Annotated in this window: 23 protein-coding genes and 1 pseudogene; 23 read left to right on the forward strand and 1 reads right to left on the reverse strand. The window is 44.1% G+C overall.

What is annotated here, in order from left to right; genetic code table 11:
• The 23 genes and pseudogenes from NSQ50_RS11520 (at position 1) to NSQ50_RS11630 (ending at position 24,429) form a co-directional block, all read left to right on the forward strand.
• The gene (locus NSQ50_RS11520) at positions 1–1,734 is read left to right on the forward strand and encodes a hypothetical protein (protein WP_094903500.1); all 1,734 of its coding nucleotides are present in this window, start codon (positions 1–3) and stop codon (positions 1,732–1,734) included.
• Complete coding sequence (gene uvrA, locus NSQ50_RS11525; protein WP_076225141.1) at positions 1,727–4,312, forward strand: excinuclease ABC subunit UvrA; 2,586 nt, start codon at positions 1,727–1,729, stop codon at positions 4,310–4,312. Before NSQ50_RS11520 ends, uvrA begins: the two co-directional genes overlap by 8 nt.
• Positions 4,306–5,958: a carbamoyltransferase family protein gene (locus NSQ50_RS11530; protein ID WP_036685931.1), complete on the forward strand. Its 1,653-nt coding sequence runs from the start codon at positions 4,306–4,308 to the stop codon at positions 5,956–5,958. Before uvrA ends, NSQ50_RS11530 begins: the two co-directional genes overlap by 7 nt.
• 27 nt (positions 5,959–5,985) lie before the next feature.
• Positions 5,986–6,273 carry a hypothetical protein gene (locus NSQ50_RS11535; protein WP_076141736.1) on the forward strand — a complete coding sequence of 96 codons (288 nt, stop codon included), beginning with the start codon at positions 5,986–5,988 and terminating at the stop codon, positions 6,271–6,273.
• A 38-nt stretch (positions 6,274–6,311) separates the two neighbouring features.
• The gene (locus NSQ50_RS11540) at positions 6,312–9,653 is read left to right on the forward strand and encodes a non-ribosomal peptide synthetase (protein WP_076225142.1); all 3,342 of its coding nucleotides are present in this window, start codon (positions 6,312–6,314) and stop codon (positions 9,651–9,653) included.
• A gap of 18 nt (positions 9,654–9,671) precedes the next feature.
• Positions 9,672–9,932, forward strand: a complete 261-nt coding sequence (locus NSQ50_RS11545; protein ID WP_162164283.1) for an acyl carrier protein — start codon at positions 9,672–9,674, stop codon at positions 9,930–9,932.
• Positions 9,904–10,932 carry a hypothetical protein gene (locus tag NSQ50_RS11550; RefSeq protein ID WP_141240356.1) on the forward strand — a complete coding sequence of 343 codons (1,029 nt, stop codon included), beginning with the start codon at positions 9,904–9,906 and terminating at the stop codon, positions 10,930–10,932. Before NSQ50_RS11545 ends, NSQ50_RS11550 begins: the two co-directional genes overlap by 29 nt.
• Positions 10,929–12,101, forward strand: coding sequence for an NAD(P)/FAD-dependent oxidoreductase (locus NSQ50_RS11555; RefSeq protein WP_076105501.1), 1,173 nt, complete (start codon positions 10,929–10,931; stop codon positions 12,099–12,101). Before NSQ50_RS11550 ends, NSQ50_RS11555 begins: the two co-directional genes overlap by 4 nt.
• A gap of 21 nt (positions 12,102–12,122) precedes the next feature.
• Positions 12,123–12,866, forward strand: a complete 744-nt coding sequence (locus NSQ50_RS11560) for a hypothetical protein (protein ID WP_076225143.1) — start codon at positions 12,123–12,125, stop codon at positions 12,864–12,866.
• A gap of 18 nt (positions 12,867–12,884) precedes the next feature.
• A complete protein-coding gene (locus NSQ50_RS11565; protein WP_036685945.1) occupies positions 12,885–14,309 on the forward strand; it encodes a B12-binding domain-containing radical SAM protein in 1,425 nt (474 codons plus the stop codon).
• Between the two features lie 41 nt (positions 14,310–14,350).
• A pseudogene (locus NSQ50_RS11570) lies at positions 14,351–14,956 on the forward strand (4'-phosphopantetheinyl transferase family protein); the annotation flags it as partial.
• Positions 14,957–15,333: 377 nt separating this feature from the next.
• Entirely contained in the window at positions 15,334–16,161 is an 828-nt protein-coding gene (locus NSQ50_RS11575) for a hypothetical protein (protein WP_051491424.1), read from the forward strand.
• A gap of 348 nt (positions 16,162–16,509) precedes the next feature.
• Complete coding sequence (locus NSQ50_RS11580) at positions 16,510–16,932, forward strand: Rrf2 family transcriptional regulator (RefSeq protein WP_076100677.1); 423 nt, start codon at positions 16,510–16,512, stop codon at positions 16,930–16,932.
• A 175-nt stretch (positions 16,933–17,107) separates the two neighbouring features.
• On the forward strand, positions 17,108–17,632 hold the full coding sequence (locus tag NSQ50_RS11585; protein ID WP_036685952.1) for a hypothetical protein: 525 nt from the start codon (positions 17,108–17,110) through the stop codon (positions 17,630–17,632).
• A gap of 547 nt (positions 17,633–18,179) precedes the next feature.
• The gene (locus tag NSQ50_RS11590) at positions 18,180–18,914 is read left to right on the forward strand and encodes a metallophosphoesterase family protein (protein WP_036685954.1); all 735 of its coding nucleotides are present in this window, start codon (positions 18,180–18,182) and stop codon (positions 18,912–18,914) included.
• Between the two features lie 81 nt (positions 18,915–18,995).
• Positions 18,996–19,598 (forward strand): GNAT family N-acetyltransferase, encoded by a 603-nt coding sequence (locus NSQ50_RS11595; protein WP_051491425.1) that lies wholly within the window; start codon positions 18,996–18,998, stop codon positions 19,596–19,598.
• Positions 19,599–19,621: 23 nt separating this feature from the next.
• Positions 19,622–20,362, forward strand: a complete 741-nt coding sequence (locus NSQ50_RS11600; protein WP_036686532.1) for a Type 1 glutamine amidotransferase-like domain-containing protein — start codon at positions 19,622–19,624, stop codon at positions 20,360–20,362.
• Positions 20,359–20,910, forward strand: coding sequence for a GNAT family N-acetyltransferase (locus NSQ50_RS11605; protein ID WP_076100671.1), 552 nt, complete (start codon positions 20,359–20,361; stop codon positions 20,908–20,910). Before NSQ50_RS11600 ends, NSQ50_RS11605 begins: the two co-directional genes overlap by 4 nt.
• 36 nt (positions 20,911–20,946) lie before the next feature.
• Entirely contained in the window at positions 20,947–21,291 is a 345-nt protein-coding gene (locus tag NSQ50_RS11610; RefSeq protein ID WP_076100670.1) for a low molecular weight protein tyrosine phosphatase family protein, read from the forward strand.
• A complete protein-coding gene (locus tag NSQ50_RS11615; RefSeq protein WP_076100668.1) occupies positions 21,281–21,793 on the forward strand; it encodes a GNAT family N-acetyltransferase in 513 nt (170 codons plus the stop codon). Before NSQ50_RS11610 ends, NSQ50_RS11615 begins: the two co-directional genes overlap by 11 nt.
• A gap of 154 nt (positions 21,794–21,947) precedes the next feature.
• Complete coding sequence (locus tag NSQ50_RS11620; RefSeq protein ID WP_076212739.1) at positions 21,948–22,814, forward strand: VOC family protein; 867 nt, start codon at positions 21,948–21,950, stop codon at positions 22,812–22,814.
• Positions 22,815–22,896: 82 nt separating this feature from the next.
• Entirely contained in the window at positions 22,897–23,775 is an 879-nt protein-coding gene (locus tag NSQ50_RS11625; RefSeq protein ID WP_076224066.1) for a beta-1,6-N-acetylglucosaminyltransferase, read from the forward strand.
• Between the two features lie 18 nt (positions 23,776–23,793).
• Positions 23,794–24,429, forward strand: a complete 636-nt coding sequence (locus tag NSQ50_RS11630) for an NAD(P)-dependent oxidoreductase (protein ID WP_036685963.1) — start codon at positions 23,794–23,796, stop codon at positions 24,427–24,429.
• A gap of 77 nt (positions 24,430–24,506) precedes the next feature.
• Here NSQ50_RS11630 and NSQ50_RS11635 read toward each other — a convergent pair whose 3' ends face one another.
• Positions 24,507–25,268, reverse strand: a complete 762-nt coding sequence (locus NSQ50_RS11635; protein ID WP_076224031.1) for an MBL fold metallo-hydrolase — start codon at positions 25,266–25,268, stop codon at positions 24,507–24,509.
• Positions 25,269–25,311 lie beyond the last annotated feature (43 nt).

A 25,311-nucleotide genomic window follows, 5' to 3' on the forward strand; every position in this document is an offset into this window, starting at 1 on the left:
GTGGAAAAGACATTGGATACATCCGCCATTTCCGTTACATTGCTCGACTGTCTTCATCGTGCTTTAACAACAGGAGATATTGAACTTTGGCTGGAGACCCAGTATTTCGAAGATGAAATGGAAGCTGAATCACAGCGGGCATGGTTCCATGGGTATTTACAAAAAACAGTTCCGACTTGCATAGAATTTAACGTACGAAATGTCAGAATAAGTCTTGCTGAAATTGTTGCTGCTTGTACTTTGACCTTTACTTATGAACAGTTTGACCAGCTAAAGGATGAGCATATTTATACTATGCGCTATGTTGAAGACAAAAAAGAATGGAAGGTTGTAACGATCGAGAAAAGCTGGCTACCGTTTGGTTCGGCCGAAGCCGATCTAATTCATTACGATACTTATTCCATGACTGATCTCTTCTGGTGGACCAATGAAGCGGAATTGGAGATTGTTAGAAACAGCAACGATCCTCTGCCGGCGAATTTATACGCTCGGGCAATTCCACGAAATATACGTTCCCGGGAAGTGCACTCTGAATTGGAATGTGCGGCCATTCTATCCAATATGCTGTCTTTGCGCGTAGCTGATCTGGCAGCATTGCTGTTTCAGCCAACCGCTCTAGGGACGCTGGAGTCCTTATATCATTTTGCAAGTGAAAATATCAATTTCCAGATTGAGCGGCCTGATCGTAACAGCAGCTGGTCAAGCAAATTTACTGCTCCAACGTTTAGTTATGATGAACTGTTGACCTTGGCAGAAGATCACTTTCCATTAACCGCTAATTGTACGCCGCTTATGTCATTTTATTTTGCGGTGCTCCGATTATGCGGCTTGGCGGCTTCGGATATCGTCCAGCTCCGTTTAGTTAATTACGATTGTTTGCTCGTCTCCATCACTGGAGAGGCATACCTGTTTTTCACAGACCGGATTGTTAAATTAAATGCAGGTACTTACTATTATCAGACCGAAATCAGCAAGCTGTTCAATGAGAGGGAGTATTGGTCTGCTGCCGGAAGTTCGAATTTATCAGGCCGGACGGTGGAGCGATTAAATAACTGGTTCAAGGATGGCATTGTGTTTAAATTCTCACGTCCGCTAACAACGGGAATTAGCTATATGGATGAATGCCCAATGCCCAGTTTAAAAGAATGCGCTGACCCGCTGCAACTTCATCGGTTGCTGCGTCAAACGATGCTGAGATACAGCTGCAATCTGCCGGATTCTGTATATACGTACGCCAAATATGCTTATCAGACACTATTAGTAACAAAACCGCAGGCTTATGTTCTGGCATCTATGAATAGTCCGCTTATTCGTCAGTTTCTGAGCGATTATAATACGAAACAGCATTTTTTTGAGTATGTGGATTTATTGAAGAAGAAATCCATATTTCGGGAACACGACCGACTGATGACTGCAGACCAAGTAATACGTCACGGTACCGCCGATCCGGCTTCCCTTACAGTGTTGGTGTATGTCTGGTTAAATCAAAGCCACCAGTCTCAAGGCGGGGTTTGTATAACTGATGAAGATAGCTATTGTTTTTTTGAAGGAGAAATATGGAGCGGCAAAAAACGAAAACCAGCATCAAAGATGCAAGGAAATCTGTTAGTAGCTTTTAACCATGAATCATGCTTCAGTGAGCTGATGAACATTTCTGAAGCGAAGACCGAATGGATAACATTCATACGGCAGCATATGACGATGTCTCATGAAGGAGCCGATCACATTGAATGACTGGATTAAAATTCAAGGTGCGAGAGAAAACAATCTGAAAAATATATCTCTGTCTATCCCCCGAAACAAACTAGTGGTGTTAACTGGATTGTCTGGTTCCGGCAAATCAACGCTTGCCATGAATACCTTGCAGCAGGAATGTCAGAGGCAATACATGAATTCGCTCGGTATGATAAGTGATTTTATCCACAAACCTAAGGTTGATTCTATTGAAGGGTTGTCGCCTTCCATCTGTATTGACCAGCGCCACACTAACCGAAATCCCCGGTCAACCGTTGGAACTACAACGGATTTGTACACCTTGCTTCGTATATTGTTTACCAAAAGCGGAGAAAGAGCTTGTCCTAATTGCGGAAGCCAAGTCAAGGGTTCAAGTAGTGCTGACATCTGGCAGGAAAACTATGAGTCGATCGAAACAGAGATTCAAGATCTTCCTATGTCCTATTCCGATGAGGGCAAAGCCGTGTGCCCAGAGTGCAGCCATGAGCTTAGAGCATTGACCATGTCCCATTTCTCTTTCAATAAACCTGAAGGCGCATGTCCGGTTTGTATGGGCTTGGGGGTTGAACGAAAACCGAATTTACAAGAAATTTTCGATGACAGCCTCAGCTTGAAGCAGTGTGCACTTAAGGGGAGCAATCCTCATGGAGCACAGTTAATGGCCGATAATTTGGTTGCAGCCGGTAACTATTACGGATTTGTGTTTGATCCTGATAAACCCTTGAGAGATTTGGGCACGGTCGAACGGGATCTGCTGTATTTCGGTGTATACAGCCAGCGATTTATCAGGCATTTTCCTGGGAAGACCCCTCCAACTTATGCTGCAGAGGGAAGATTCGAGGGGATTCTGACCAACCTGGAACGCAGATACAAGGAACGTGGACACGAATCGGACTATCGAGAGAAGATTGAAAAATTCTTTCATCTGCAAGAGTGTTCGGATTGTCACGGTACGAAGCTGAACGCAGACAGTCGAGCGGTTACGCTAGCCGGGAAAAGTATCACCGAAGCATCTGCAATGCCGCTCTTCCATTTGCTTGGCTGGTTGCGTAAAGTGTCCGCTCAACAGCTAGGGGGAAGTCAGGATCCGCTTATGAACATCGTTTCCGAAATGGAAAAAAAGCTGGCTCGCTTGATTGAAGTGGGTGTCGGCTACTTAAGCTTGGACCGCTCCACCGTTTCTTTATCTCTGGGAGAAATGCAGAGGCTTAAGCTCGTCTCATTAATCGGAGCTAGCTTAACAGGAGTTTTGTATATTCTCGATGAACCGACAATTGGCCTTCACCCGATAGATACCGAAGGTCTGCTCCGGGTGCTCCGGCAGTTGCGTGATCTTGGAAATACGGTTCTAGTTATCGAGCATGACCCGGATGTTATGCGGGCGGCCGATTACCTTATTGATATCGGACCGGGTGCGGGCAAGCAAGGGGGAGAAGTGGTTGCGGCTGGCTCCGTGCAGCAGCTGATTCAGTGCAGCAGATCATGGACCGGGCAGTATTTCGCTGGTAAAGATACGGTGGTTCTTCCTGAACAGCGCCGCAGAGGGAACGGGAAATGCATTGAGATTACAAATGCGAATCGCCATAACCTTAAGGATGTAAGTGTGAATATCCCGTTGGGCAAGCTCGTTGTGCTGACCGGGGTATCAGGGTCGGGGAAATCGACTCTTATGTTCGACGTCCTGGCTCGATCCGCACAGCTTCATTTTACCCAAAGCACCGAGACTGATGCCTATGCAGATGTTAAGGGCTGGGAGAATGTGCATAAGGTCATTAGCTTCGATCAATCCCCTATCGGTCAGACTGCAAGATCAAACGCGGCAACTTACACAGATGTGTACACGGCGATAAGGAATATTTTTGCTGCGCTGCCTGAAGCGAAAATGCGTAATCTCCAGGCCAAACACTTTTCTTGCAACGTCCCCGGCGGCCGATGCGAACGCTGTCAGGGAGCAGGGCTTGTGCAAGTGAATTTGCAATTCCTACCGTCGGTTGAGACCCCATGTCCTGTATGCCGGACCAAACGATTTAAGCCGGAGATTCTGGATGTAAAGTATAAAAACCATAGCATTTCAGATGTATTGGCTTGCTCTGTAAAAGAAGGGATGGAACTGTTCGCGGATGAACCATCCGTATATAACAAGCTGGATGTGATGTGCCGTATTGGACTGGATTATTTAATTCTGGGCCAGCCGGCAACCACTTTGTCCGGCGGGGAGGCACAACGGGTAAAGTTGGCCAGAGAGCTCTCCAAAAGCAGTAGACACCACACCTTGTACTTGCTTGATGAACCAACAACAGGCCTGCATCCGCATGATGTGATTAAGCTGATTGATATGCTTGGGCAGTTGGTCGACTCGGGTAATTCTGTCGTTGTGATAGAACATAATACCGATGTCTTAGTCATGGCGGACTGGATTATTGACATGGGGCCGGAGGGAGGCCTGGAGGGGGGACAAGTCTTGGGTGAAAGCACACCAGAGAACATCGCGGAAATCAAGAATTCCAAAACAGGTCGAATTGTAAATCAGCTTCTCAATCAATATCAACAAAACTTAGAGGGGGAGTATACGTGTTAATTCTTGGTTTAAGCGGTGGGCTAGGACATGATTCAGCGGCATGTTTGGTTCATGATGGCGTTTTGGTGGCCTATGCTGAGGAGGAGCGTTTTTGCCGAAAAAAACATGCTTACGGAGAGCCCCCGGTTTTGTCGCTCCTCAATTGTCTGTCACAAGCGGGCGTTGCTTTTGAAGATATCGATCTGATTGCTTTATCATGGGACCCGCAAAAAGCGGAAGAATTGGGGATATTGGAGAAATTCAAGAAGCACCCGGTATTATCAGGCAAAAAAATGCCCACTATCATTTCGGTCAGCCACCATTTATGCCATGCGGCAAGTGCCTACTATTTATCCGGGTTCGATGATGCGGTGATTTTGGTCATGGACGGACAAGGTGACGATATTTCAACCACAGTAGCCTATGGGAAGAATGAGCATATTGAGGTTAAGCAAGAATACGGGATTTCACAATCGCTTGGATTTTTTTATTCCATCGTCAGTGATTATTTACAGCTTGGAGCATCGGGAGAAGGAAAGCTGATGGGATTAGCCTCTTATGGAGAGTCAGTCTATGACTTTTCTGTACGGTTGACGGAAGACGGGTACGAGATTCCTATCGGAGAACCTGATAGTTCGCTTGGTTTGGAGGATAAGTATAACAAGCTGACCCGAATATGGATGAAGGAAATGTACCGTAAATTCGGTGATCCTCCAAAGCGTATCTATAGCAATAATACACTGTATGGCGGGCTCAATTATACGGTCGAATACAGCAAGAAGCACAAAGATATTGCCGCATCGGCGCAGCAGGCGCTGGAAGACACTATTGTGCATCTTTGCCAGCAGACCATCCGGCAAGGCAACAGTAAAAATTTGGTGATAGGCGGAGGTGTTGCTCTCAATTGTACGACGAATGGAAGGCTGGAACGCCTCGGAATTTTCGATGAAATCTTCGTATTACCGGCAACCAATGATGCTGGGGGCTGTATCGGAGCTGCCATGATTGCCTCTAAAGAACGTTCCGTTCTCCCTGTAAAGGGCAGACTGAAGACTCCTTACTGGGGAATTTCCTATGATGACAACCATATATCGGAGGTATTAAACAAGCTTGGTTTGAAGTATAACTATTCATCCGATATTTGCCGGCAGACGGCAGAACTGATTGATAGAGGTAAAGTCATTGGCTGGTTCCAAGGCGCAGCCGAGATGGGGCCAAGGGCATTGGGCAATCGTTCCATAACAGCCAGTCCTGCAAGTTATGATTCATATGTAAAAGTCAATCAAAAAATCAAATTCAGAGAATCCTGGAGACCGCTGGCGCCAAGTATTATGGATGAACATGCGGATTGGTTGGTGGAGGAGGCGCAGTATTCGCCGTATATGCTGAAAGCCTACACAGTCAAAGAAGAGAGAAGGCAGGCTGTTCCTGCCATCGTGCATGTAGATGGATCTACCAGACCGCAAACGGTTCGAAGCGAGGTGAATCCGGTCTGGCATCAGCTTATTGCCGAGCATTATAAGTTGTCTGGAATTCCGCTGATAATGAACACATCGCTTAACACACGAGGAGAACCGGTGTGTGAGACTCCATACGACGCCATCAAAACCTTCTATACCTCCGCTATGGATGCGCTGGCGGTCGGCAATTTCTTAATCGAAAAATAATACGGGAAACGAGGGGATTTGACCGTTATGAACAGAGATGAGGAATATATCCAAGCGACAGTGATGGAACTAATCCGCAAAAATGGAGCCTTACCCTTAGTAGAGCAGAAAGAGACGCTGCAGGCTGCTGATTTGAACAGAACTTTAACCGAATGGGGAGTTAATTCGTTCCGGGCTTTATATCTTCTGTACGATTTGGAGGAGGTCTTCCGGGTTCAGATTCCAGACAACTGTCTCACTCCAGAGACCTTTGAGTCTCCCTTGACGATTATTAACTGTCTTAAAGTGTTGCTCAATGATAAGGCAATTTCCTGATGCATGATTTTTAATTCCAAGAATCGGGAGGATGAAGTATGACTCGAGGTTTATCAAATTGGGAAGCGCTGCTGCAGGCCGAGCGAATGCATAGAAGTCTCCCTCCTATCCGTGCTGATTCCGATTTAACCGATATTCCGCTGAGCGGCGCTCAGCGCAGATTATGGTTTTTGCATCAATTGAACCCTGCCAGCTCCGCTTACAATATGACGATACAATACCGCTTGAAGGGTTGTCTGAATTATAAACACTTGACTGAATGTCTGGGTATATTGAAGGAAAGGCATCGAATTTTAGACACTGTATTTTACGAAAAAGACGGGGAGCCTTACCAAAAGACGGTTCCACAGCCCGCAGCGGTCAGGATTGAGCGGTTGGATTGTCTTGAGTCAGAGATGGAGAAACAGGCGCTCGATTGGTTGGCAATGGAGATTAATAAACCGTTCGAATTAAATGGAGGCTCTTTATTTGAGACGGTACTGGTGCAGATGAGCCCAACCGAGCATTTACTGATATTTCGTTTCCATCACAGCATTTCAGATGCGTTGTCTCTGGATATTTTTACAAATGAATTCAGGGAGATCTACAACGCTTTGGAAGAAGGCAGGGTGGCACGCTTGCCTGAATTACCGGTACAGTATTCTGCTTATGCGGTCTGGGAACAAAAATATATTGCAAATGCCGGCAATCCAACACTAATGGATTATTGGAGCAACAAGTTAGCTTCGGCAGATACACGGCTTGATTTAAACCTTGCGGCAATGCCTGAAGCTGCTGGGCCAACCGATTCGGAGTGCAATTATGGGGGAGAGTTGCCGCAGGATGCCTATAATGAAATGCTGGATTTTATAAAACGTCACCCCGAATTCACGGTCTATAACGTTATGCTCGCAGCCTACCGGGTCCTGATGTTTAGATATACCGGCCAGTCTAACCTGATTATCGGCTCAACCATGGCTAACCGTAACCGCATTGAAGTAAGGAATCTTATCGGTTTTTTTGCCAATACTTTGCCACTCACCACCAATGTGCAGACTGAAGACAGCTTCTTTGAAGTATTGAATAAAGAGAAAGAAACAATTAATGAGGGCATTGCCTATCAACAAGTCTCTTTCGACAAGCTGGTCAGTATTATGCATCCAGATCGCAGGCCAGGGGAAAATCCGCTGTTTCAAACGATGTTTACTTATGTGCAGAGCGGCAAAACGGATTTGGAGTTATCCAACCTAACTGTTGAAGCGTTAAAGGCAGATAAAAGCTCTTCGGCCTTTGACCTGACGATTGGGCTTAATGATACCGGAAGCGGAGTGCAATTATTTTACGAATACAACAATGATAAATGGTACGCGGCCTCATTGAGGCAATTCCATTACCACTACATTAACATTCTCCAGCAGCTGCTGCAGCGACCGGAGGCTACGGTTAGCAGCCACATGTTTTTGACCGCGGAAGAAATCAATAAAGTGATCTACGAATGGAATGATACTTGTACGGATTTCGGCTGTCTGGACAGCCGAAGGTTCATAAGCCAGATCAAAAAACAAGCTGCGAAGCATAGTCATCTGCGGGCTGTATTTTTGAGCGAAGAAGACAACATGAGTTATGAGGAGCTTGATCTGGCCTCAGATATGCTTGCTTCGAGGCTGATACAATTGGGGATCGGGCGTGGCAGCCTTGTTGGGTTGGGCTTGGAGAGATCTGTTGAGCTAGTCACCTCAATTCTGGCGGTAATTAAATGCGGCGGGGCATTTATGCCGCTTGATCCACAGCTACCCTCCAAACGTCTGGCCCATATGATTTGTGAGTCGTCGTGTGCACTGATCATCACCCAGGAACAATATGCGGCTCTGTTTAAACCGATGCATAAGGTGGTCCTCGTCGGGAATAGCTCTTATTCAGCTGACTTAAGGTGTGAAATTGTGCACAATGAGCCGGCCGAACCCAGCGATTTAGCCTATGTTATCTATACTTCCGGTTCAACCGGAACCCCGAAGGGCGCGATGAACAGCTATGAGGGATTATACAACCGGCTTCTTTGGATGCAGCAGCAGTTTGGTTTGGATGAGACCGATAAAGTGCTGCAGAAGACACCGCTCACTTTTGATGTGGCAGTATGGGAGCTGCTGTGGCCATTACTGCATGGAGCGGAATTGGTATTAGCCCGACCGGATAAACCGCATGATCCTGAATATATTGGGAATGTGATTGTCGAGAGGCATATTACGACGATTCATTTTGTTCCGGCGTTACTGCAGCAGTTTATGGACTCCTTTCCAATAGAAAGCTGCATTTCACTTAAAAATGTCATTTGCAGTGGAGAAGAGCTGAGTACCACATTACGTGATTCTTTTTTCTCAAAATCCGCTGCGCATTTGTTCAACTTGTACGGGCCCGCTGAGGCGGCCATTGATGTAACCTGCTGGGACTGTGCGGAGAGCCGAGGCCATTCAAGTGTTCCGATCGGCAAACCGATTTCCAATCTCCGAATTTACATTCTGGATAAGTATCTTCTGCCGGTTCCCGTTGGGGTTTACGGAGAAATATGCATTGGTGGAATAGGAGTGGGCCTAGGATACATCGGAAATGAAGAGCTGACCAACCGCAGTTTTGTACCCAATCCTTACTCCAGACATCCTGCTGCTGAACGTCTGTACCGCACAGGAGACATGGGCAAATTCCTCGAAGACGGCACGATTATTTATGGGGGAAGAACAGATCAACAAATCAAGCTCAACGGTGCGCGGATAGAGCTGGGTGAAATCGAGGCCGTATTTCGCCGTTACAACCGGATCAAAGAGATTCTTGTCCATCCGCTCAAGCAGAATAACGGGGGGCAGCTTATGATTGCCTATTATGTGAGCGATGAAGAGATTGCCGCTGCGGAGCTGCGAAACTATGCGAGAGCTTATTTGCCGGCCTATATGATTCCTGGCATCTTTATGAGACTTGAGAGATTTCCGTTAAATCGAAATGGTAAGGTTGATCGCCAGGCGCTTCCGCTGCCTGATGTGAGATTTAAAGAAGCGAGCAGCGCTCTACTTCCTAAAAATGAGTTTCAGGAAGAGATAGAATCTATCTGGCAAGAGTTGTTGAGTTTGGAGGGCCGTGCGATCGGCATTGCCGAGAATTTTTTTGATCTGGGCGGCCATTCGTTATTAGCTCTAAAGCTAGTTAGTATTGTCAACAAAAGATTCAATACAAACATAACCATTATGGAGTTGTACCTAGGCGAATTTACGATTGCAAGAATGGCGGACATGCTTGCTGAACCGTCCTCTGCTGCAGCCCAGGGACAGCTGACGAAATCAGTGTTATCTCAATTAGGAATGTCGTTGGAAGAAATTTTGCAAGTAGGCGAAGGAACATTAGGCCAGAGATAAATGATGGACAGGGAGGATATGATGGACCAAATACAACAGCGGGTGGAGGTATTGCTGCGCCTATTTGTAAAGTGTGATATTTCCTTGGAGCCCGAAAGTGTGTTCACAGATCTGGAAATGGATTCGCTTACTTACATCAAATTTATTGTTGAAGTTGAGCGGGCGTTGCAATTGGACTTTGATCCTTACCTTTTGGTAGCAGGACATTTTCCTACGGTTGGAGATTTAACGGCATATCTCTGGAGTAAAAATGGTGAAGGATGTGCCACAGATGCCTAACCTGCCGATCAAGTACCCTATGGTGAACAGCAGCATGAACAGCTCTCATCTGCTCAGTGTAGTGGAAGTCTGCTCTAGAAAGATGGATTGGCTGCATAACCATTATATTCATTTATATCTTGGAGCGAATATGGATGTGATGGATCTTGAATTTCTGTCACCCGAGCAATCTTTGGGGCATTTCCCCTATCTGAATTTGAAAGAGATCAGGCTTGGTCCTGAACGTGTTGCTGTAAAACAGATCTTGGATTGTCTGGCCGAGAAGGAGTATGTCGAAGTAAGCTTGGATGAATTTTATATAGAAGGTAAGCACTATTTTAATAAGGTTCATTTCGAAAGGAATTTTATGATTTACGGCTATGATGATCTTAGTCATACATTTAGTATTGCTGGCTCGGATTACGATAAAATCTTCGAGTTTCATGAGCTTCCCGCCGATCAGATCATATCATCGCTGCGCGCTCATGCATTCGAACGGCGTTCGATTCGCTCTGTCCGGCTAAATGAAGCTGATAAGATGCATTTTGAGCCAACTACACTGATCGCAAGCCTAGCGGATTATTACTATTCACGCCAGCCAGAAACCATGGTAACCTGCCCGGGAACAGATGGAGGTTCGTGTTGGGGAATGAAGGTGTATGGAGCGCTGCTAGACTATTTAGATAGGTTGGCGCGTAACGAAATTTTCTATTGTGTTCGTCCGTTTCATTTACTCTGGGAGCACAAAAAATGCATGGTTAACAGGCTTGGATATTTATCTCAATGTGGATATAACCTTTCTGATTTCATTATGAAAGGCTATGAGGATATATACGAAACCACTCTTATTCTCAGAAACATTTTGGTGAAATATCATCTTGAGCCTGACCTTAACCTGTTGCGGATCGCTGCACGCACAGTGGAGAGTATCGATGTGCAAGAGCGCGCGCTTCTGTCAGCGCTTTTGAAAGAATTTAGTACTGTAACCAGCAAAATAGAAGAAAAGGAGAATTCTCGGTGATACCCGATAAATGTGAAGTTGTTATTATTGGATCTGGGGCAGTCGGGGCGTGTACAGCCTACTATTTAGCCAAAAAAGGAATAACTGATGTGGTAGTGCTTGAGAAAAGCGAAAGTTTAGGCGGAGCAACCACATCTATCTGCGCAGGCGGGATGCGAAGTCAGTTTACAACGGAGATAAATATTGAATTGTCCAAGTTAAGTTTTCGATTGCTGGAGCAGCTTGATTCGTATAACCTTGTTCAGGATGAAATGGACCAGTGCGGATATATGTTTATTTTCACGGCACAAGATAATCTTTCTGAGTTTTATGATGCGATGCTTTTGCAGCAAAGGTTGGGTGTGCAAACGGAATGGATGGAGCCTAAGCAGATTCAAAAGAAGCTGCCGATGCTGGTTCTAGAGGATGTAACCGGTGCAACTTACAATAAGCAGGATGGATTGATCGATCCCAATAAGATTACAAGCACGTATATTCGGCTCTCCAGAGAGCTGGGTGTCAAATATTATCCTGGAGTCGCTGTAACGGACTTTATTACTGACGGTTCCGAGATACAGCAAGTGGTAACGTCAGAAGGAGCGATAACTTCGCGAGTTGTTGTAAATGCTACGGGCCCCTGGTCCAAATTTGTGGCTGCTAAAGCCGGAATTGAGTTGCCGGTAATCCCCTGCCATCAGCAGTTGTTGGTTACAGATGTGCTCCCATGGCTGCCCGCCGATTTTCCCGTTATTGTGTTCCCCGGGGAAGGTCTGGGCTTACATAAGGAGACAGGCGGTCTGTTAACGGGCTTAAATAAGCCCTTTGTTGCAGGGGGATGCGAAGATCCGGATTATAGCTACTCAGACCCGGAATGGGAATATAAACATCTGGAAGCTGCTCTTCGTCGGCTGCCTCGTCTCCAGGAAGCAACCATCAAATCCTGCTGGGGAGGGTATTATGATGACACGCCGGACTCCCATCCAGTGCTGGGCGCTGATAACAAAATCCAAGGGTTTTACCATGCGTCAGGATTCAGCGGACATGGTTTTATGCACAGCCCGGCCGCCGGACTCCTAATCAGTGAAGAAATAGCCGGGAATTCGGCACAAACATTAGACATATCATCATTGCGGTCCAATCGCTGGCTAACTGCAGCAGGCAGAAAAATTAATGAATACTACAAGATTTAGAAGTATAGGAGGTTTATTGAAATGGAGAACTCTAAGAACCAAATGTTAAAGCTTATAGATAATATGCTAAACGCAAATGTGCTTCAGCGGACGGATCTCAAACGGTTTACCGCAAACCTTGAGCATTCACCGGATGATCCCGAAATGCTGCGTCTGGAGCTTGAATCCTGGTATCGTGGGATGGGGGTAGATCAGATCATTGGCAGAAAATTCGAACTATCGCCTTGTCCTTTTACAAGCGAAGAGATTCGTTCATCGAGAGAAAATGGAGAAATTATTTTGTGCTTTCCCAAGGGAATTACACGGGAACAGATTGGTGAGCTTACAAGAATTTCAAGCTGGGCCTTAAAAGATCCACTTGTGACAGCCGCAACGGAGCAGGAAGATTGCTGGATTCGAACAGCGGCTGCGCTGTCGCCTTCATTAATGAAACACACAGGGCTAGAGGTTGCACACTTAGTGGAAGACAGCGGGGATCTTAACTTTAGTTTGGAAAGGTATCTTCTTTTCGTGGCTAGAGTGAGATTCTTGACAGGTAATACCCCGGATTCGGAATACTGGATTTGGCTTCCAAGAGGGAGATACGACCGTTCGGGAATGTTAATTGCCGGTTTTGACCGAAATGGCTGCTTTAATGTGCATGGCTGGATGCCCCAATTCTCTGCCAGTTTTTTGGGTGCCAGATTTGGAACACTTCCCGGTTCCGCTGCCAAAGTCGGCTCTTCCATCGTCTCAGATTCAGACCTCAGTTTCACTAAAATTTAACAATGGAGGCCGAAATCAATGGCAGATCGTCAGAGTAAAAGAGTAGCCTGTGTTATTCCCCCGTTTTACCGGCTTATTGAGTCGAAAAACAATAGGATCAGTCCTGCTATGCATTACATAGCGGAGATATTGCATCGTAGGGGTCATGCAGTCACGTTAATTAATGGCGATAATGCTCCAGATGATCATGATTATACAGAGCGGTACAGTATGACTATGAACAGCTGGCTTATGCAGGAACGTTGTACTCGGGGGCATGAAAGCTTTGATATGGTAATAAATGAGCTAGAGCGCTTTCAGCCTGATTATGTGTTTATTGGTGTTGGCGATGTTCTGATGCCTACTGTCGAGCTTGGAAGTACTCAGTCCTGTGCATACCTTGCAAAAGAGATAAAGAAGAGATGGGGAGATAAGGTTACCTGTATTGGTTATGGACATTTGCTTAAACATGCCAAGCTGAAGGACACGGCTGATTTGGATACGATCATTGTTGGAGAAGGCGAGGATCTTGCGGTTTCTGTAGTAGAGGGGAATGCAAGGGGAATGCTGCCTGTTAAATGGGCCCAGCAATTAAACGATCTTCCGATACTGACAGATTCATATTTAGCGCAGAAAAATAAGCCGGAAGACTGGGACTACATTATGTCTATGCGCGGGTGCCCCAAACGCTGTACATTCTGTTATCAGCCCTCGCTGCGCGGCTGCAATGTCTCCTTTATGTCTCCCGAACGTTTTGTTAGCGAAATCCGCTACCGCATTGAACATATGCATGTATTTGGATTTTATTTCTCAGATATGATCTTTCTGCCGGGCTTAGGCAAACGCACCTCAGAAATGCTTAGATTGCTGATTGAACTAAAAGAGGAGTACCCTGAGTTTCACTGGTGGGCAGAGGCGCGCGTGGACATTTGTGTGAGACAGAATATCCTTGATAAGATGAAGCAGTCGGGGTGCGTGCATTTGAAATTTGGTGTGGAAATGGCCAACCAAAGGATGCTGCAAGTGGTGAATAAAGGAATTAGATTGACGGAAGTCGAGGAAGCTTTCCGCATGGCAGCGGAGGCGGGAATCAAACGGACAGCCTATATTTTACTGGGATGCCCTGGATTCAATGACCAAGATTATATAGAGATGTTACCTTTTTTTAAAGCCTTAAAGGCTGATAATTATGTGATAAATATCAATGTTCCTTATGTTGGCACACAGCTATATGAACAGGTGAAGGAACAGCTTTTTGATTTTGGAATTTATAAAGATGGTGAAGAAAGCTACATGCATACTTCCTTGGTGATGCAAAAATTCTGGGGAATTTCTGATGAAACACGGGATAGTTTTTTTGCACTTCAAGGAGAGAAAGATGATGCAAAAGTAAGGAATTATAAGCGGAAAATTGTAGAGAAAGCTGCTTTTATAGAGAATGACGTGTTGTCCTTTCATGAATAGGATTCGCAAGTACTTATGAGCTGAAGGAGTAGCGATGAGCGATGGAGATTTTCGGGGTGAAGGTGGCTGAGCTAATATCTGAACCTGCGTTAGAAACATTAATGTGGCGCATCCCCCAACAAAAGAGAGAGCGGCTTAAACGCTTTAAAAGAGTGGAAGCGTTGCAGCATTCTCTTATTGCTGAATTGCTGGTTCGTGTAAGCTTAAATAAACGGTTAAAAGTGAACAACCGCGATATCGAGTTTGTTACAAATGTCTACGGAAAACCCTCCCTAAAAAAAAGGGGGGGTACTGTAGAGTTTAACATTTCGCATTCAGGAGAATGGGTGGTTTGCGCATTGGATGAATTGCCGATCGGTATTGACATTGAGCAGATTCAGCAAGCCGATCTTAATATTGCTAAGCGTTTTTTTTCGCAAGATGAATATGTCCAATTGACGGAATGTGAAGAGATGGGCCGGATGAGTCTGTTCTTTGACCTTTGGACACTTAAAGAAAGCTATATCAAAGCGATAGGGAAGGGATTATCTCTTCCATTGAACTCGTTTTCGTTTCGTTTAAACAACGGAATTCAATTGGAGAACCATGACGCAATCGGATTGTATCACTTTAAGCAGTATCATATTGATGAGAAATATAAATTAGCCGTATGTGCGCAAAACCCCTTATTTCCCGGGGAGGTTTCAGTGGTAAACCAATGCCAATTTCACCAGGATTGCATGCAACTATTGGATGCTTTTTAACGATCTAAGCCTAGGTGATATTGAACTTGTTACAGAGAAGCGGCTTATCTACAGATAAGTTGCTTTTTGTCTTGCACGTTTTCGCTTTATCTAGATTTGAAGTTTTCTGCCAAGGTGTTAATATTCCCTCATCGGTTATATGCATAAGCCATTGATGTGATGTAAAATGTCCATGAGTGATTAATGCTGGAGATTTGATCAAATATTGATGGAACAGGAAACTCGCATACGCGATGCAAGGAATCGTTCGAATCTGAAGATAACTATCGGAGGGACCAGAGATGGCTGAGCAAAAGATGATTGAAGTGCCGTTTCAGCAATGGGTAAACGATAAGGAGCTGTGGGTACAGCTTAATGATTTGATGATGCAGGAGAGTAAACTCCCAGGACCACGAGTGAATTTGGAGCTCTCAGACCATTTCGCCAAACAATTCGCGCATCCTAATCTAACAGATACAGGCTGGGAGCTGCTCGTCTCTTGGACTAATATTACTGAAGCTGAAGCTGGGGTGAATGATCCCCGTGAGTTTCTGCCGTTTTGTGCGATTAGGGCGTTCGGTGCTTATTACAGTTACGGTGGAGAAGAGCAGCAAGTAGTGATTCAAAACATCATTAAGACAGCTATGAATGACTCGCGATGGAGGGTACGTGAAGCATCTGCTATGGCGCTGCAAAGTATAGGGGAGGATGATTTCACCCTACTTAGACAGCTGATCGACATGTGGGAGAAAGGTGCGAACAGGCTTGAACAACGGGCTTTTGTAGCGGCATTAGCGCATCCTCCTCTTTTAAAAAAGAAAGAAAATACGCTATATTGTCTTCAGTTGGCTGCCCGAATCATGGAGAGTATAGATGGTGGGGGAGCGCAACATGAGGACGCTGAGCATTTTCGTGTATTATCTAAGGGACTTGAATACAGCTTGAGTGTATTTGTGGCGAATGAGCCTGAAGAAGGCTTTGTTATGCTGGAGAGATTTGCAAAGAGCCGAGATGCCCGAATCATTAAGATTGTGAAGAGTAATCTTGGCAAATCGCGTCTGAGTAAAAAATATGCTGCCCAGGTGGCTGAGATTCTAAAGGAATTCGATCACATAGGAAAAGATACTTAGGATACGAGTGCCATTTGGCAGTTGTATTTAATCATTTTTTTGTTTTTACTTATATTAGACTTAACAATTAAAGAAACAAAGAGAATTAATATAATCAAAGAAAACCATTCTATGGATTGTTCGAATATTAAACTGTAAGTTATATTAATAAATTCAAAGACAACTGTTATTATTAAAAATATTGCCCAGCGATCTTTTTTCATGAAAATATACCATCCTAATCTATATGGAGAATATTGATAGATTTTAAGTTGTTCATATCCTCAAAAGTTTGACAAACGCATGAAATGTAACTATTATAGTTGCATCTGAATGATGTTTTGCAGCAAGGCAGAAGGAGAGATTTCTATGAATATTAGCACCCGATTTGCGGTAGCCATTCATATATTAACGTTGATTGACAGCAATAAAGAAGGCAAAAGCACTTCGGAGTGGATAGCTGGTAGCGTAAACACAAACCCTGTAGTTATCCGTCGGCTTACGAGTATGCTGCAAAAAGCAGGACTAGTAAATGCCCGCCCCGGAGTCGCAGGCGCTTCGCTTACACGTAGCGCATCCGAGATTACGCTGCTGCAGATTTATAAGGCAGTTAATGCGGTGGAAGAGGACTCGTTGTTTTCTGTCCATGAGCATCCTAATCCCGATTGTCCTGTTGGTAAGAATATAGCCAGTGCAATTGTACCTGTGTTCTCACTCGCCCAAAAAGCAATGGAGAATGTTCTCCAGGAGGTTACATTGGAGCAGATTGTGAATGAAATGCCTGAATTATGATTACTCCATATCATAGCTTAGAAGGAAGGCCAGAACATGTGAAAACGTGATTCTGGTCTTTTTTTGCTTAATTAGGTTTATGGACAAAGAAGGGAAGTAAGAGGGAATATAGAATCTGTATTTAGAAGCCGGATTAAAGATAATATACATACATACATTGAGGGAGAGCTAAAGAATGTTAAAGAAATTACTGCCTATACTACTAATTATGGTAATGATTACCGGATGTAATGAATCAAGGGATACCACTAAATACGAGGATGCGAATTTTGGAATCACCTTTAACTATCCGGATCATTGGGTTGTAACTGAGAAGTATGGAGCGCCATTATGGTTGATAGTCTCTACGACTGATTATAAACCTGCTGAGGGACTTAAAGGTCCAGGAGTAATGCTCTTTGGATTTAAGCCTAAGGATATGGAGCTTGTCAACAAATGGCTCGGGGATGCCCAAACGAATTACAACAACGGGGCGGAGCTGACAAAAAGTAAAGCTAGTTTAGGCGAGTTAGAGTCCATAAAGTACGAAACTGAAGTATTCGAAGAGGAAGGGAGTAAAGGGAAAGCTATCTATTACGTTATTGAGGAACCGGAAATGTCATTTATGGTGCAGTTCCCTTACAGTGTGGATGAAGTACATAAAGAAGACATGAAGAGGATAGAGGATATTTTACAATCCATAAAGTTTACAAAAGATTAAGTGGGACTAGAACAAGATAGCTGGAATGATGAAATGTACGGTATAAATGCCGTTAAAATGGGCTGAAGTTGCTGGAATGGTGGAATGTACGGTATAAATGCCTTAGAAATGGGCTGAAGTAGCTGAAATGGTGAAATGTACGGTATAAATGCCGTTGAAATGTGCGGAAGTGGCTGGAATGGTGGAATGTACGGTATAAATGCCGTTGAAATGGGCTGAAGTGGCTGGAATGGTGGAATGTACGGTATAAATGCCGTAGAAATGGGCTGAAGTGGCTGGAATGATTAAATGTACGGTATAAATGCCGTTGAAATGTGCGGAAGTGGCTGGAATGGTGGAATGTACGGTATAAATGCCTTAGAAATGGGCTGAAGTAGCTGAAATGGTGAAATGTACGGTATAAATGCCTCAGATTTGGCTGAAATCATCCAAAGTAGCAAAATGAGAAGCAAAAAAGCCCTATAAATGAGCCACAGTCGCTGATGCAGTACAATTAGAATTAGGATAAGTAACTTTTTTAAAGATCAATATATACGGAGGTTCTACAGTGGAGCAAATTGCAATAATCTCAGACATTCATGGAAATATACCGGCCCTTACGGCCGTTTTAGATGACATCCAGCAGCGGGGAATCAGCAGAGTCTTTTGTTTAGGCGATATTGTTGGAAAAGGACCGAACTCAGATCTAGCCGTTGATATCATAAAAAAGAATTGTGAAATCAGTGTTATGGGGAACTGGGATGATTTAATGAATCAGGATGTTGATTTTGAGATGGCTCGGTGGTGCCGCGGGTTATTAGGTCAAGAACGTCTTGATTATTTAAGCACGTTGCCGTTTTCGATTGAGTTTATGATAAGTGGTAAATTTGTGCGATTATTTCATGCTTCGCCACGAAGCCTGTATGAACGTGTTCAACCTTGGGATGATTATGAAAAGCGATTATCTTTGTTTGATTATTCTGATCTCTGCCAGGAGAAACGACAAGCGGATATCGTAGGTTACGGGGATATTCATAATGCTTTTATTCAACATCTAGAAGGCAAGACTTTATTTAATGTAGGCAGTGTGGGGAATCCGCTTGATTTAACCCAGGCATCTTATGTGATTATGGAGGGAGAATACATGGGAGGGTCAGCAGCTCCTTTAAATATGCAATTTGTAAGAGTGCCTTATGACATCGAGTTAGCCGTTCAACAGGCCGTTGAGGCAGATATGCCAGCTGCTGAGCCTTATATTCGTGAGCTTAGAACCGCGCAGTACAGGGGAAGTGTCCGGGGATAATAAAGGAAAGGATAATAAAGGAAACAAAAAATCAAACTGCAACCTTAATCCAAGCCATCAAAAAGTAATGGAGGGAACAAATTGAAGCTTAGTCACGTATTTGAGCAATTCCCTACTTTGGAATCCGAGCAATTATTACTGAAAAAGATTGAAGTCAGCAACCTTAATGAGGTATTTGGGATATATAGCAATGATCAAGTGTTTGAGTACTGTGGGATTATTCCGAAACATAATAAAGATACAGTCAAAAATATGATTGGTCATTTCGAACGTGATTTTACCAAAGGGGTAAGAGTGAAATGGGGGATTTTCCTCAAAAATAACCCTTACATACTGCTAGGTATCATCGAAGTTATGGATTTTAATCAAAAGGTGGATATGGTGACGATCGGTTACTTTTTGGCGGAACCTTATTGGGGCAAAGGGATTGCAGCTCAGGCCATTCAGTTAGTGGTGAAATATTTATTTGAGACTGCAGAAGTCAATCGAATTCAAGCTGAGGTTATGCCCTTTAATGAACGATCGAAGCGGGTGCTTTTGAAAAATGGTTTTACGAAAGAAGGCACGTTAAGGCAGGCGCATGTATGGTCAGGTAAAGGGCTGGTGGATCTGGAGATTTACAGCATTTTGGCAGAGGAATATTTTGCAAGCATCGGTAAGCCAAGAGTAAGCAATAGGATGTAATCCTGGTGAAAGAAGGGGAAAACATGGGCACTATCGTAGTTATTGGCGGGGGAGAGTTAATCGAGCTTGAAACGCTGGAAATTGATCGTGAAGTTGTGCAGCTAACTCAAAAGGTTAAGCCGAAGGCGTTATTTATTCCAACAGCCAGTAGTGATGCGCCGGGGTATTGTGATACTTTTAGCAAAGTATATGGCGATATTCTCGGATGTGAAACAAGTCACTTATTGCTTGTGAGCCAAACCTACACTCAGGATGAGATTACAGATTTAATTACAGCTGCTGATTTGATTTATGTTGGTGGAGGCAATACCCGAAAGATGCTGGAGATTTGGAAAAATACAGGGGTAGATACGCTTTTGAAAGAAGCTTATTCCTCTGGAACCGTATTGGCCGGGCTTAGCGCAGGTTCCATCTGTTGGTTTGAATATGGGCATAGTGACTCTGAAGCGTTCGACGACCAGGGGGAATGGCAGTATATCAAGCTTGCAGCCATGGGGATTCTGCCGGGCATTCATTGTCCGCATTATAATGAGGATATTCGGGTTGAAGATTTTACACGCATGGTTAAAGGTGGAGGTCTGCCGGGAATCGCGGTGGATAACAATTGTGCAATCATCTATAAAGATAATGAATATAAAGTGATGTCGACCAGAGAAGTAGCTAAAGCCTACCGTGTGATTGACTCCGAGCAAGGTGTTGTCGTAACGGAAATAGAAGAACATCCAAACTACAGACCTCTTTATGAACTGTATGGCGCGTTATGATTATTTTTGAAAAGCAAGAGATCAGACTGAGAACACTTGAGTTAAACGATGCCGCATTACTTGTGAAATGGCTCTCAGATCCCGTTGTACTGGAGTTCTATGAAGGCCGTGATCGCCCGCATGATTTGGAGCTGGTGAGGGAGCATTTTTACGACGAGCAAGCAGAAGTCACGCGGTGTATAGTGCAATACAAGGAGAGGGATATAGGTTATCTTCAGTTCTATCTTATAGATGATGAAGAATTAGAAGTGTACGGCTACGTGGGATTCAAAGGTCAAATCTTTGGGATGGACCAGTTCATTGGCGAGCCTGATTTATGGAATCAAGGAATTGGTTCACGGCTCATTAAAGAAACGGTTAAGTATCTTATCGAAATAAAACAAGCGGACAAAATCGTCATGGACCCGCAAGCCTGGAATAAGAGAGCCCTTAGAGTATATGAGAAGATTGGCTTTGTGAAGAAGAAATACCTTGAACAGCACGAGCAACATGAAGGAGAGCTAAGAGATTGTTGGTTGATTGAATACACGAAGCAGGCGAGACAATAAATATCTTTTTAACAATCGGATAAGGAAGGTGCACTTATTAAACTACTGTTTGTCTGCAGCCAGAATCGCTGGCGGAGTCTAACTGCGGAGAAGATCTTTCAAGGAATTGATGGTCATGAAGTGAGATCTGCAGGGACTGAAGATCATGCCAGAATCAAAATTTCTGAAGGGCATTTGGGTTGGGCGGATGTGATTTTTGTGATGGAGAAGAAACATGTTCGAAGAATTCAAGATAAATTTAGAGGTTGTGTAATTGGCAAAAAAATAATTTGCCTGAACATAGCTGATGACTATAAGTATATGGATGAAGATTTGATCGGCCTTCTGGAATCCAGTGTATCCGAATATTTTCTGGAATGGAGCAACAAAAATGAGAATTAGAACAGAAACTGTGGCAGACTATAATGGAGTATTTCAAGTGAATGTTAAGGCTTTTGGTGATCGGGAAGATGAAGCGCGGTTGGTCGAAAACATTAGAAATTCGCAGGGGTTTATCCCGGAGCTCTCGATTGTAGCGGAAAAGGATAATGAGATTGTAGGACATCTACTGTTAAGTAAGGCTGTAGTTCAAGATGGGGAGAAGTTATCTGATGTGATTGCGTTAGCCCCATTAGCTGTTCTGCCGAACGTTCAGAAGCAAGGAATCGGCAAGGCGCTGATCCAAGAAGGGTTAGAAAGATGTAGAACGCTTGGATATGAGCTTGTTTTTTTGATCGGGCATCCCGAATATTACCCAAGATTCGGATTTCAACCCGCAGGGCTACATGGGCTGGAGTTGAAGCAATTTGAGGTACCGGAGAATGTCTTTATGGTCTGTGAGCTGAAGGAAGGCGTACTGCAGAGGATTAAGGGAGAGTTGAAATACCCGGAAACCTTTTTTTGAATTACTTATAATATTATTTTGTGAATCATGTTTGGCTGTGAACCAGTCGACATGATTTTTTTATAGGTAATTGACAAACATATAGAAGGTAACTATACTAAAGATAGTTAATTTGTAACTGAAATAGTTACAGCATGATTAGGAGGAATTTATAATGACGACTAAAACAATACTTCAACCAGACACTCAGATCGGTCTGGTGCAGATTAGAGTAAGCAATTTGGAGCGTTCGCTCACCTTTTATCAGAATGTTGTGGGATTAAGCGTTTTACGGCAGACTGGCCGCGAAGTTGAAATGACCGCTGACGGTCAGAATGTGTTATTGATTTTGCGGGAGATTGAAAATGCGCGGGTGATCCGTCCTAATTCTGTGGCTGGGTTGTATCATTTTGCTATCCTTGTTCCAGATCGTCCCAGCCTTGGATTGGTTGTGCGTAATTTGATCTCTTCGGGGATTGAGGTGGGGCAGGGCGATCATCTGGTCAGTGAAGCACTGTATATTCAGGACCCAGACAATAATGGGATTGAAATTTATCGAGATCGTCCTAAGAATGAATGGAAATATGATGCGGAAGGGCATGTAATGATGTCCACTGATCCAGTGGATGTAGATGGACTATTGGCAGCTTCTGAAGGTTTATCATGGAACGGGCTGCCAGCAGGAACAGTGATAGGGCATGTACACTTTCATGTGGGGAATTTAAATAAGGCGAAAGCCTTCTACGTCGATTTGCTTGGTTTTGAACTAACAGCTAATTATGGAAGTGCTGCTATGTTTATCTCTGCTGGTGGTTATCATCACCATATCGGGCTGAATGTTTGGGCCGGACAGGGCGCACCTGCGGCTCCAGCTGATACTGTAGGGATTGATTATTTCACTTTAATTCTTGCGAATGAAGAGGAACGTAACGCTGTGGTGGAGCGAGTTCGGCAGGCTGGTTACGCAGTTACAGAAGAGAATGGAAATCCTACATTCCAAGATCCATGGAACATTGGAATCAGACTTGTTTTAGAAAGATAAATCTATATCCATTTTCGTCCATTTATTTTATAATATTGGAAATAGGTGGGCGGAAGGGTGAAGTTTGTTGGAAGCATTCAAAATGGCGTATATAATTCTCTGTCATAAAAATCCGGAGCAGATCAATATGCTAATCGATAGTTTAACTAACGAGTCCGTAGAGTTTTTCCTGCATGTCGATCAGAAAAGTAATATTGAGGCTGATATTATTCATCGTAACGATATTCATTTTGTGGAAAAGCCTATTGATGTACAGTGGGGGCATTACAGTCAAATTAAATGTATTTTGAAGTGCTTTTCGCTGATCAAAGAACATGGGGATTTCAATTATATTCACATCTTAAGCGGTCAGGATCTGCCTCTAGCTTCAAATGAAGTGATTCTAGATTTCTTTAAGATGAATGAGGGTAAGGAATTTGTGAAGTATTTGCAGCTGCCTAATGCAGCGGAAACTTGGGGATGTTACGAGCGGGTCTCAGTTTATTATCCTAGGTTCCTCATCTCAAGGACCCGGCGTATGACAGCGATCAGAATGAGGTACATTAAACTAATTATGAGCGTTCCGTTTCTGCAAAGAAAATTAGGTGCTTTGCCGAAAGGTTTATATAAAGGCTCGAACTGGATGTCAATTACAGGTGAATGTATGGAATACATCTTGGGTTTTACAAAAAGCTCTCCGGAATACGTCAGATTTTTTAGGAACACTTTATGTGGAGATGAAATCTTTTTCCATACGATAATTTTGAATAGCGTTTATAAGATGCATGTACTGAATGAAATTAAGCGGTATACAGATTGGGAAACAGGACCGGATTATCCTAGAACACTAACGATAGAAGACTATGATCGGATCACTCAACGGGGCACGGAATGCTTTTGGGGGAGAAAATTTGATCTCGATATCGATAGAACCATCGTTCAGGAGCTTCTTGATATAAATACTAAAGCGAAAACATCGTAAACTCAGGAGGACAATCATATGAAAATCGCAGTTGTTGGAGCAAGTGGAAAAGCTGGAAGTCGAATTACGCAGGAAGCGTTGGATAGAGGTCATGAAGTTACAGCGATTGTACGGGATGCATCTAAAGTAACAAATAGGAAAGCGAATGTCATCGAAAAGGATGTATTTGCGCTTACCACTGAAGATTTGCAGGGGTTCGACGTGGTTGTGAATGCTTTTGGTGCGCCGTTTGGACAAGAACATCTGCATGTGGATGCCGGGAATGTGCTTATTGAAGCTTTGAAGGCTTCACCCGATACAAGATTGATTGTAGTTGGCGGTGCAGGAAGTCTTTATGTAGATGAAGCCAAAACGCTTAAAGTAGCGGATACGAATGACTTTCCTGACTTCATTAAGCCAACAGCGACGAATCAAGCTAAGAATTTGGAGATACTACAAGGAACAGATTCACTCTCTTGGACCTTTGTTAGTCCATCTGCTAATTTTGCCATTGGCACAAGAACGGGCTCTTATGTAAAAGGTAAGGATAATCTTCTGGTGAACTCCAAAGGTGAGAGTTATGTCAGCTACGAAGACTATGCCGTTGCTATTGTTGATGAAATCGAACAGCCGCAGCATATTCGTGAACGGTTTACGGTGGGTTCAGAGTCTTAAGTGATAATTAAGAATAGCGATCATATATGAAAAAAGAAGACAGAGCCGGATTTCAGGCTCTGTCTTCTTTTGTACAATTACAGCTTTCCTTTTCCTTCTGCTAGTTCAGCAATACGTCTGTTTGCATCTCCGCGGTAGCGTCCGCCGTGATAACAAATGACCGTATCGATCTCATACTCAGAGAACTTGGTCAGAGAGGACAAAGCCAGCTCCATGTCAGGTGTGGAGGAAGGAGTGGGACCCTGTAGCTCGCCATTCTGAACGGTCAAGGCATCGGCAGCAATAAGTGTACGGCTATCATGATGGTAAAGACTGAGATGCCCTGGGCTATGGCCTGGGGTATGGATCACCGTAATTCCACCGGCAAAAGGTAACTTTTCTCCATCCACAAGCGTTTGATCCACTTTTCCTTTAGGAGGATGGGCTAATACAGAGAGGAAGGCACGCCGCCACTCCTCAGGTACATGAGCTGGGATCATAGCCGCTGCCGCCGCTAATGCTTCGGGAGTGTGCTTAAGGAGCATTCGCTCTCCTTGAATATAGGGCTGCTCAATTTCATGAGCCAGAACAGTAAGCTCTAGATCTTCTTCAGCCAATAGGGCAGGGAGGCAACCAATATGGTCTAAATCCTGATGCGTGATAATAAGGGTGCGGAGCTTCTGCCAAGGCACATCCGCTTCTTTTAGAGCCTCTTTGAAATTAGAGAGTAGACCCGGGAATCCGGTATCGACGAGTACGGCGGCATGTCCATCCCAGAGTAGCGTGGGGTAAATCGTGTCTTTTCCACCCATAACCTGCGCTGTAATCTCGAGCATTTCTATTCCTTGAGCAATGTACATAATATCCCTCCGTGATTGATAATAAGAGCGACGCCGTGAGGCT

The organism is Paenibacillus sp. FSL R10-2788, from assembly GCF_038003885.1.
In the GTDB taxonomy this organism is placed as follows: domain Bacteria; phylum Bacillota; class Bacilli; order Paenibacillales; family Paenibacillaceae; genus Paenibacillus_AQ; species Paenibacillus_AQ odorifer.